General features: G+C 54.9%; 8 protein-coding genes. 3 read left to right on the forward strand and 5 right to left on the reverse strand.

Features of this window, described 5'->3' with window-relative positions:
- Window positions 1-106: 106 nt before the first annotated feature.
- Entirely contained in the window at window positions 107-361 is a 255-nt protein-coding gene (gene rpsP / locus M7R55_RS07250; protein WP_298219754.1) for a 30S ribosomal protein S16, read from the reverse strand.
- A gap of 148 nt (window positions 362-509) precedes the next feature.
- Entirely contained in the window at window positions 510-1,031 is a 522-nt protein-coding gene (locus M7R55_RS07255; protein WP_298219755.1) for a DsrE family protein, read from the reverse strand.
- A 273-nt stretch (window positions 1,032-1,304) separates the two neighbouring features.
- Here M7R55_RS07255 and M7R55_RS07260 point away from each other — a divergent pair, with 273 nt between their 5' ends.
- The 3 genes from M7R55_RS07260 to M7R55_RS07270 all read left to right on the forward strand — a co-directional run bounded on the left by M7R55_RS07260 (window position 1,305) and on the right by M7R55_RS07270 (window position 3,473).
- Window positions 1,305-2,291 (forward strand): substrate-binding domain-containing protein, encoded by a 987-nt coding sequence (locus M7R55_RS07260; protein WP_298219756.1) that lies wholly within the window; start codon window positions 1,305-1,307, stop codon window positions 2,289-2,291.
- Between the two features lie 199 nt (window positions 2,292-2,490).
- Complete coding sequence (locus tag M7R55_RS07265; protein ID WP_298219757.1) at window positions 2,491-2,787, forward strand: hypothetical protein; 297 nt, start codon at window positions 2,491-2,493, stop codon at window positions 2,785-2,787.
- Between the two features lie 20 nt (window positions 2,788-2,807).
- Entirely contained in the window at window positions 2,808-3,473 is a 666-nt protein-coding gene (locus M7R55_RS07270; protein ID WP_298219758.1) for a nucleotidyl transferase AbiEii/AbiGii toxin family protein, read from the forward strand.
- An 18-nt stretch (window positions 3,474-3,491) separates the two neighbouring features.
- On the opposite strand, the gene M7R55_RS07275 is transcribed toward M7R55_RS07270, so the two are convergent.
- From M7R55_RS07275 to M7R55_RS07285, 3 genes are all read right to left on the reverse strand, one after another.
- Entirely contained in the window at window positions 3,492-4,655 is a 1,164-nt protein-coding gene (locus tag M7R55_RS07275) for a hypothetical protein (RefSeq protein WP_298219759.1), read from the reverse strand.
- Between the two features lie 179 nt (window positions 4,656-4,834).
- Entirely contained in the window at window positions 4,835-6,220 is a 1,386-nt protein-coding gene (locus M7R55_RS07280; RefSeq protein WP_298219760.1) for a hypothetical protein, read from the reverse strand.
- Between the two features lie 40 nt (window positions 6,221-6,260).
- A complete protein-coding gene (locus M7R55_RS07285; RefSeq protein WP_298219761.1) occupies window positions 6,261-8,129 on the reverse strand; it encodes a hypothetical protein in 1,869 nt (622 codons plus the stop codon).
- Window positions 8,130-8,206: the final 77 nt, after the last annotated feature.

Here is an 8,206-nt window from a genome sequence, read left to right on the forward strand (position 1 = left end):
GCATCCAGCGTTTCAATCTCTTCACTAAAACTCTGGATTCTGGCCCAACCCTTGACGCCAAAGGGAACGGCTACCCGTCCCATGACCACCAGATTATCCGGTGACATTACCCGGCAATACGTTCGCTTTCGGTCTTGACCAATTTGGCCACGGCATCGCTCACTTTAGCGCCTTGCGACACCCAATGATTCACGCGATCCAGACTCAAGCGCAACGCTTCTGTGTTTTCCTTGGCAACCGGGTTGTAAAAACCCACCCGTTCAATAAACCGACCATCACGACGGCAGCGTGAATCAGCAACGACCACATTAAAAAACGGGCGATTCCGGGCGCCGCCGCGAGCAAGACGAATGACAACCATACGAAACACCTGACCACAAAATAAAAGAGCGCAATTATAAGCGATTTTTAACAGCCTGGCAAACCAATTAAAAAAGCCCCACTCCAAGCCGGAATGGGGCTCTACTGTGGTGCCTGTCCATCGGACAGGCACTCAACTGAGCGACAAATTACATGGCCGGATCAACCACATAATGCTTGCGCGCTTGCAGGAAAGCCACTTCAGCAAAACCTGACGGCACGATATCCGCATCTTTTACGCCATACAGGGTGTGAAAATCAATACCTTGTTCGATCAGCGAGTTGTTGCACACGACAAACTGCACACCATGCGCACGCAACGCATCAATGGTAGCCTTCTCTTTGTCGTCCGGATGTGCCAACCATGCCACTCCCTTGGCGTACATCACGATTTTGACATCCATCTTGCCACCCCAAACTTCGGTCGCCTTGATAGCATTGGCAACATTGCGCAATTTCATGCCACGCACTGCGGGCATATCACTGACCAGCGGCACGACAACCTTGAGCGTCCCGTATTTCTCGTGGGTAATATGCGGTTTGACATAGGCAGATACGTGAGCCGAACCTGCCGGTGCTGCCGGTGCTGCCGCACCATCCGCAAATGCCGGTGCTGCCACACACAATGCTGCTGCCACCATAGACCATAAAGCATGCCGTTGTAATTTCATCAGTCTCTCCATTTAATCTAGCCGTAAAATATTTACGTTCAACAATCTAACCTGCACCGGAACAAAACGCAAGCGCCTCACTTCCGCGCCCCCGCAGTTTACAACGAACCCGGCTAGCTTTACAATCATGGAATCGGTATACAGTGAATGTCCTGACCACCACCCTCGCCTGCGCACCGAGCATTGTCGACCGCATGCCGAGTGGTCTATTTCTGCACTGACTACCTGATGCTGCACCATCAATTCATATCAACGGTTCTGGAGACCTTACTCATGACAATTCGCCGCACCCGTCTTGCACGCGCTATGGCCAGCGCATTGTGCGTACCCGCTCTTTTGCTTGCCTCGCTGACCCATGCCGCCGACGCGGTCAAAGAACAATTCTTTCCGCCCTGGAGCCACGGTGCCAATGACCCCATCACCGAACATGGACTGGATTTCACCGTTCCAGAAATCGACAACCTGCCCGATTTCCACGGCGACCCCTGCCAGGCAAAACTGACCGTGTTCGTCGGTGGCAACTACTTTTTCGCCATGGCGCCACTGGTGGCTGAATTCGTCAAGGAACACCCGGAATTCAAAGGCAAGATTTACTACGAAACCATCCCGCCCGGCCTGCTGGTTGACCAGATCAAACACAACGGCACCATCACCGTCGGCAACATGACCTGGACCGCACATGCTGACGTCTACGCAGGCGGCATGAAACGCGTCACGGGCGTCATCAAGGATGGCTACGCCACTGGCCCTGCCGTGCCATACGCCACCAACACCCTGACCATCATGGTACCCAAGGGCAACCCTGCGCACATCACCGGTCTTGCCGATCTGGGCAAACCCGGCGTGCGTCTGGTCATGCCAAACCCCAAATTTGAAGGCATTGGCCGCCAGATTAAAGCCAGCCTCGCCAAGGCCGGCGGCGAAGCACTGGTCAATACTGTCTACACCGACAAAGTGAAAAATGGTGAAACGCTGATGACACATATCCACCATCGCCAGTCACCACTGTTCCTGATGCTCGGACGCGCCGACGCCGGCGTGACTTGGCAGTCGGAAGCCATCTTCGAAGAAGATGTAGGCAACCCCATCAGCCATGTCGCCATCCCGGACAGCCAGAACACCACCGCAATTTACGCGGCTGTCGCACTGAAAGCTGCGCCACACAAAAAAGCCGCCCGCATGTGGGTCAACTATCTGCGCTCGCCACAAGCACTGGCGATTTTTGAGCGTTATGGTTTCAAACCTTATCAAGGCAAATAAATCCTAATCATACAATCCTGTGCCCAATGGGCAGATAAAAAAACAGGCAGCGTAAGCTGCCTGTTTTTTTCACCACCTTTTTCTCCGCCAAAACATCCGGTTAGCCCTATCTAATCACTAAAGCACATTGCACTTCTGACTGCAAAAGCGTAAAGTTTGTCCATTGGAAATCATCACCCCAGGTTGAAAAAGACGCTTCATGATTCAGGTCAATCAAGAGTGGTTGAAACCGCTTGCCAGCAAGTACATTTGGTGGAAAACGCCGGAAGAAGCCGTGCTCATGCCCGAGCGAGTGATTGCCCAAGTGATGAACATCGGCGACTACGCCGACGTTCAGGTGCTTGCCGCACAAGTCGGCGATGAAGTGCTTCGCGAAGTCTTGACGCACGCAGAGGCGGGCCAGTTCAATGAACGCTCCTGGGCGTACTGGCATTACCGTCTTGAACTGGCGAGCGTGGATCATGTTCCACCCCTACCCGTGCGAAGGTTTGCGTGACTCACTCGTTCAAACCCTGCATGGACATATTACCCCCGGCGCAGCGACATCTCTGGCCGGAACTTCGCAACGCCGCCAATCTGGGGTTTACACTGTACGGCGGCACTGCCGTTGGGCTACGGTTGGGACATCGTGATTCGGTAGATTTCGATTTCTTTTCTGAAAAGCCGCTTAACCGAGTAGCCATCAGGGCGGCTTTTCCGTTCATGGATCAATCCACGACACTTCAAGACCGAGACAACACTTGGGTAGTGCTCGTCCCCTATGGAAACTCGGAAAGGGAGTACGTCAAAGTTTCATTCTTCGGCTTGATTACATTCGGACGCGTTGGAGAACCTGCTTTTACCGATGACGGTATTTTGCAAGTAGCTTCCTTTGACGACCTGATGGCGACCAAGGTCAAAGTCGTCCTCCAGCGTGCCGAGGCCAAAGATTACCGCGATGTCGCTGCGATGATCAATGCCGGGGTGAGTTTGTCACACGGACTCGCATCCGCTCGCCTGCTTTACGGCCCGAACTTCCAACCGAGCGAGAGCCTGAAAGCACTCGTCTATTTCAATGACGGCGATTTGAACACATTGACCGCTGACGAAAAAAAGACGCTGGTCGATGCAGTGAAGACCGTGCGCAATCTTCCTGATGTGGCGTTGCGCTCAATTTCCTTGGCAACCACTAAAACTTGTTAGCAATTAGGTCACCGGCCTTTAGGCCGGTGGATGTTTCGTCAGGGAGGGTGTGCATCCCCTCCCTGACCCGATGCCTTGTTGGCTGTGCGTTACCAGGAACTCTGCAAACAGTGGGTCATCAATTGTTGTGCCGACCATGGTCTTCGACAGCATGCCATTGCGCTTCAACTTCTCGATTGATGACCTGACCTTGGCTATCGTTGGCTTCGATCCCGGAATCAGTTCAAGCACCTTCAACGTAGCTCGACTCAGCGGAGGTTGGCCTTGGGCAATCACGACCAGCACAGCCTGGTCGAAAGCATCAATCGAATTTAGCAGCGCCAGCCAAATTGCGACTTGGTGGCCGCTAGTCCTGTAACTTTCAATTCCGCGCTGAACATCGGTAAGCCCTTCTGCCGACATCGCTCTGACTATGTCTCGCATAAGGGCCGGTTTGAAGCCGATTTTTTGGAACGCATTCCGTAGCTCGGCCAGTTCAAGCTTTTTGTCTGGATGAACTTGCCCGAAATGTTCTGCCAATAACCGTAAAAATTCATCCCCGAGAAAAGGAAAATCAATAATCTGTGCAAACTGATACATGGGCGCGCCGACGGTGTTCATGAGCCGAGCCAGTCCTTCCTGCGAAGAACCTGTAAAAATGGCGTTAACCGACTTGCGTCGCTTATGAAGCACGGCCCGCAAGGTCGCAATCATGGCGGCATCGTCCGGAGAATCGGCCAGAGCTTGAACCTCGTCGAGCATCAACAAAATTTTCCCCCTGTGCTGCCCGGCCAACCGGGTGACCAGCGCATCCAGCCGCAGGGGCGAAGACTCAGGCAAAGATCGGCGTTGAGGCGCATCACCAAGATCAAGACTGGCGCCTAGAACACCAATTTTCGTCACCGGGGTTTTTGCGATTTTCCCAATATTGCCGGACGGAACAAGCAAATCATCCAGCGCCTCTTCCAGGGCGTGGTTTATCGCTTCCAATGGGGCCGACTTATACAACCAAAGGTCGGCATACACTGGCAGCATCCCTGCCGCCTTTGCCTCGGGAGCCATGTCATGGTCAAGGAAGAACGTTTTGCCAACACGCCGAGGCGCAAACAGGGTCAGAGGGCGTCCAGGTTGAGCTTCGAGCAGCGCAAGATAGCTCCGCGCGAGGGCAGGACGCCGGACTTCAAGTTCATCGAATGTTTTCATCGTTCCATTGTCGCTGATTGCTGTATAAATAGCAATTGCTATTTATACAGCAATGAACAACAACTGTTAGAACTGCTAAAACTGGTTATCCTCTTTCCTTGCCGGTTTGATCCGGCATTCAGGCCGATGGCTTCGTTACGGTTGACCAAACGCTGATCTTGCGGTTCCCGTGCCGGCTTTCAAGGCACGATGGCCTGCGCTTGCGGCGCTGCACACTGTTCGGCCGCTGCCCCGCTCAGCCCTTGCTGCACACAAGCGTTATAACGCTGCCGCATCTCTGCCGTACCGTTGTACTCCACGTAGCTGTCCGTCTGCCACGCAGCGCTATGGTACAGTCGGTTGTCTCCCGTAAGCCCCGCCCCTGCCATTTGCGGGGCGACGTGCATTCCTTGCACCGCCTGCTGCGCCTGCTGCATGAGGCTGCCGGGTGGATTGGCCTGCGCCGCTTGCGTCCCGCCTGCTGTCCCGGCAACCGAAGTGAGCGGGTTGACGGCCATGATGCCGCCGGCAAGAACACCACCCGCGCCGCCAACAGTCGTCCCGGTATGCATGCTGGGTCCTAATGCTGGCGTAAACACCAGATCAAGCAATCCGGTAAAAAAGCCCCAGCCGGATTTGCTGCTGCTGGTCTGCGCGACCTGCTGCGCCGGCGACGGCATGTTGCCGCCGTTCATCAATGTCGCCACAATGCCGGAATACGCGACATGCGCCGGATCATCACACCCTGCGCCGGTATTGATCACGCAGTACGAAGTTTGCTCCCCGGCCAGCGACGCTTCCACCGGCGTCGCCAGATACCACACCGGGCTGGCATTGGCAGTTTGCGTGGTCGTACATTTCTTCTTGAACCCCCATGCGCTCCCGCTACATGTCGTGACGGGAGGGTTAGGAATAATGCTATCTACCGAAATATACCCCACCGATGCGCCATAACGCCGCATGGCGTGCCCTACGGCAACCACCAGTGCACTCCAGTTCAGGTTATAAAACACCGGGTCTCCCGGAGGGCCTTCAAACAAGGCGAACGGATTGTTCCCCGCGCTTTGCGAACTGATTTCGCTCGCCGAGCGGTATTTTCCCTGCGCTTTCCACAACCGTCCGCTCCACGGCGTAAAATCCGCCTGATACACCTGCAACACGCCAGTCGGGGTTTTTTCTACTTTCTGCACCGTGATCCGGCCGGTGCTGTTTTCCGAAGAATACTGCGCAAACACATAGCTCGCATTGCGCGGAAAACGCCGGATGGCATTGCTTACCTGTTGGCTGGTCAAACCCAGCATGCCCACATTTTCCTGATCGGCGGTAATCCAGCGATCTCCCTGATACATTTCCCGCTCGATGACAATCCCGCTGTCTGACGCCTGCGCGTTGGGCACGAACACTCCCGCCAAACCGGCAAACTGAAAATCGTCGCGCGGCACGCACACCGGACCCGCCAAAGCGCCAATCGGCGGCATTTCGATTTCATTTGCAGCACACGCTGCCCACCCTGTCGCGGGCAAGGCCAACAAACACGCCAAACCTATCGCATGACGTGCCACATACCGTATGGAATAAGTGTTCATTTTAACCCTCCTTCATTAACTGCGTTTCAGTGAATGCGTTTCATTGAATGGGTGCCACAGAGTAAGCCGATACCGGTAAATCGTTCACCGTGTCGTTGGTATAGTCGTACACCTGATCGGTGCCAAACGGATCGATGATCTGATTCGCGTACCCCGCCGGTGTCGCACCGTTCGGCAAGGTCACCGTGTACGAATACGACTGCGTCGGTGCCTGCGGATACGTCGTCTGTTCCCCCACCAAAACATATGAACCGTCCGGTGTCACATAATACCGATCCGCCACCGACTGCACCTGATAACCGATGCTGCCGGAGTTGGTGTAGGTGGGACCTGAATTGCCCCCCAAAGAGTAAATATTGATATTACCCGGTACCGAATCGCCCCATTGATCCGTCGTGATCGTGCGCTGCACCACGTAGGGCGTAGTCAAGTCGCTGGCCGGGTATAAAAGTGGATTACCATTCCCATCAACCCCCGCAGCAATAGTTCCGCCGGTTTGTTGATACCACAACCAGGGTGACGGGCCGGATACCGTCTGATCCGTCGCGCCAGGGGCATACGGCGTACGCGGCAAATAGGGCTGTCCCGCCGTCGCAGAAAAAGCAAACGGTGAACCGCCATTTCCAGCATACCAAGTATTGGCATTCATCTCATCTTGCTGCGCATTCGGATCGGCGACTAGCGCGGTGAACACCACGGGATTCCCGTTGGCATTCGAGCAGGTGTAACTGCTTGGAACTGCAGCCAGTGTCCAATAAGTATCTCTTGTACAAGACCCACCAGAACCATACATGGTTTCATCCGTTGTTTCAAAAACACCATTACAAGCTTGCCCTGACAAGTCATACCACGGACTTCCGTCATTGTTATATGTGCAATTGGTGAATCCGCTGTTTTGTAAGGTTCGGCTCGTCACATCCACGCTGACCTGCGGCACGCTCACGGTCTGACCATTCTGTTGTATCTGGTTATACACCGGCGTCAGGGTGCGGACGTAGTCGAGATAACCGCTCATGGCGCCTTGGGCGGCGAGCAGGGTCATGAAGTCGGTATAGCCGTTGATGGGGACGTTGGGGCATGCCGGGTCGAGCGCAGTAGCATTCGCGGCGGTCCATTTGTTGTGGTTGATGAGGCATTCCAGCCCCCAGTCCGCATCGACGCTCACACCATTCTGCGACTGCGGCGAATCGAACGATCCCCCGAGCGTGAAACTTTGCATGCTGGCGCCGGCAGTCGGCGTTACCGTGAAATTGGCCGCAGTGTTACCCAACAACGGATCGTTGTTCGGCATCTGCATCGGTTCCCACTGCAGGGTACCGGCATGGGGATAAGCGAACGTGGCCGGCAGGCTGGCATCGACCGCCTGCGAGGTATACAAACCATACAGCACTATGGGGAAATTGGTCACAAACTGCATGTCGCCATAATGCGCGTTGCCGTTGCCGTCCACCAGCATCTGCCAGATCAGATACCCCGGTTTGGGGTTGCCCTGCACCATCACCTGCTGCTGGAAATTGAAAATTCCCGATGACAATCCGGATTGCGCCATGTACGCCGCCATCGCCTGCGCAATGGCGGCGTAATTCTGCTGCGCGATCTGACTTCCGGTCTGTACCAACGCCGTAATCGTCGGCAGCGGATTGTCCGGCACCACCGGCAACTGCGCAATGCCACCCGCATTCGGAATGATGTTGTTCGACAGCGAATACGTCGAACCGATGACCGGATTACCCGCCGTCGAACGCGCGCTGAACTGCGGCGCCGCCACATACGCACTGAAATGAAAAAACGCATTCGGCTGCTGGTTGATCACCTCGTACACCAACAGCATCTTGCTGCCCGAATCCGCCCAGGCCGGCAATGCCATGCCCAACACCGCAACCAACACAAATTTCATGAATATATTCATGTTTTCCTCCTGAGCGTGAACGAGCGCATCACCTGAGACTCAGAATGCAGCGCCCGACAAGAACACCGTAAATACAG

Origin of the sequence: Halothiobacillus sp., from assembly GCF_027346185.1 — a bacterium.
Lineage (GTDB): Bacteria > Pseudomonadota > Gammaproteobacteria > Halothiobacillales > Halothiobacillaceae > Halothiobacillus.

Coding starts and splice junctions, on each gene's coding strand:
- rpsP (WP_298219754.1), bottom strand. CDS start 361: ATGGTTGTCATTCGTCTTGCTCGCGGCGGCGCCCGGAATCGCCCGTTT.
- M7R55_RS07255 (WP_298219755.1), bottom strand. CDS start 1,031: ATGAAATTACAACGGCATGCTTTATGGTCTATGGTGGCAGCAGCATTG.
- M7R55_RS07260 (WP_298219756.1), top strand. CDS start 1,305: ATGACAATTCGCCGCACCCGTCTTGCACGCGCTATGGCCAGCGCATTG.
- M7R55_RS07265 (WP_298219757.1), top strand. CDS start 2,491: ATGATTCAGGTCAATCAAGAGTGGTTGAAACCGCTTGCCAGCAAGTAC.
- M7R55_RS07270 (WP_298219758.1), top strand. CDS start 2,808: ATGGACATATTACCCCCGGCGCAGCGACATCTCTGGCCGGAACTTCGC.
- M7R55_RS07275 (WP_298219759.1), bottom strand. CDS start 4,655: ATGAAAACATTCGATGAACTTGAAGTCCGGCGTCCTGCCCTCGCGCGG.
- M7R55_RS07280 (WP_298219760.1), bottom strand. CDS start 6,220: ATGAACACTTATTCCATACGGTATGTGGCACGTCATGCGATAGGTTTG.
- M7R55_RS07285 (WP_298219761.1), bottom strand. CDS start 8,129: ATGAATATATTCATGAAATTTGTGTTGGTTGCGGTGTTGGGCATGGCA.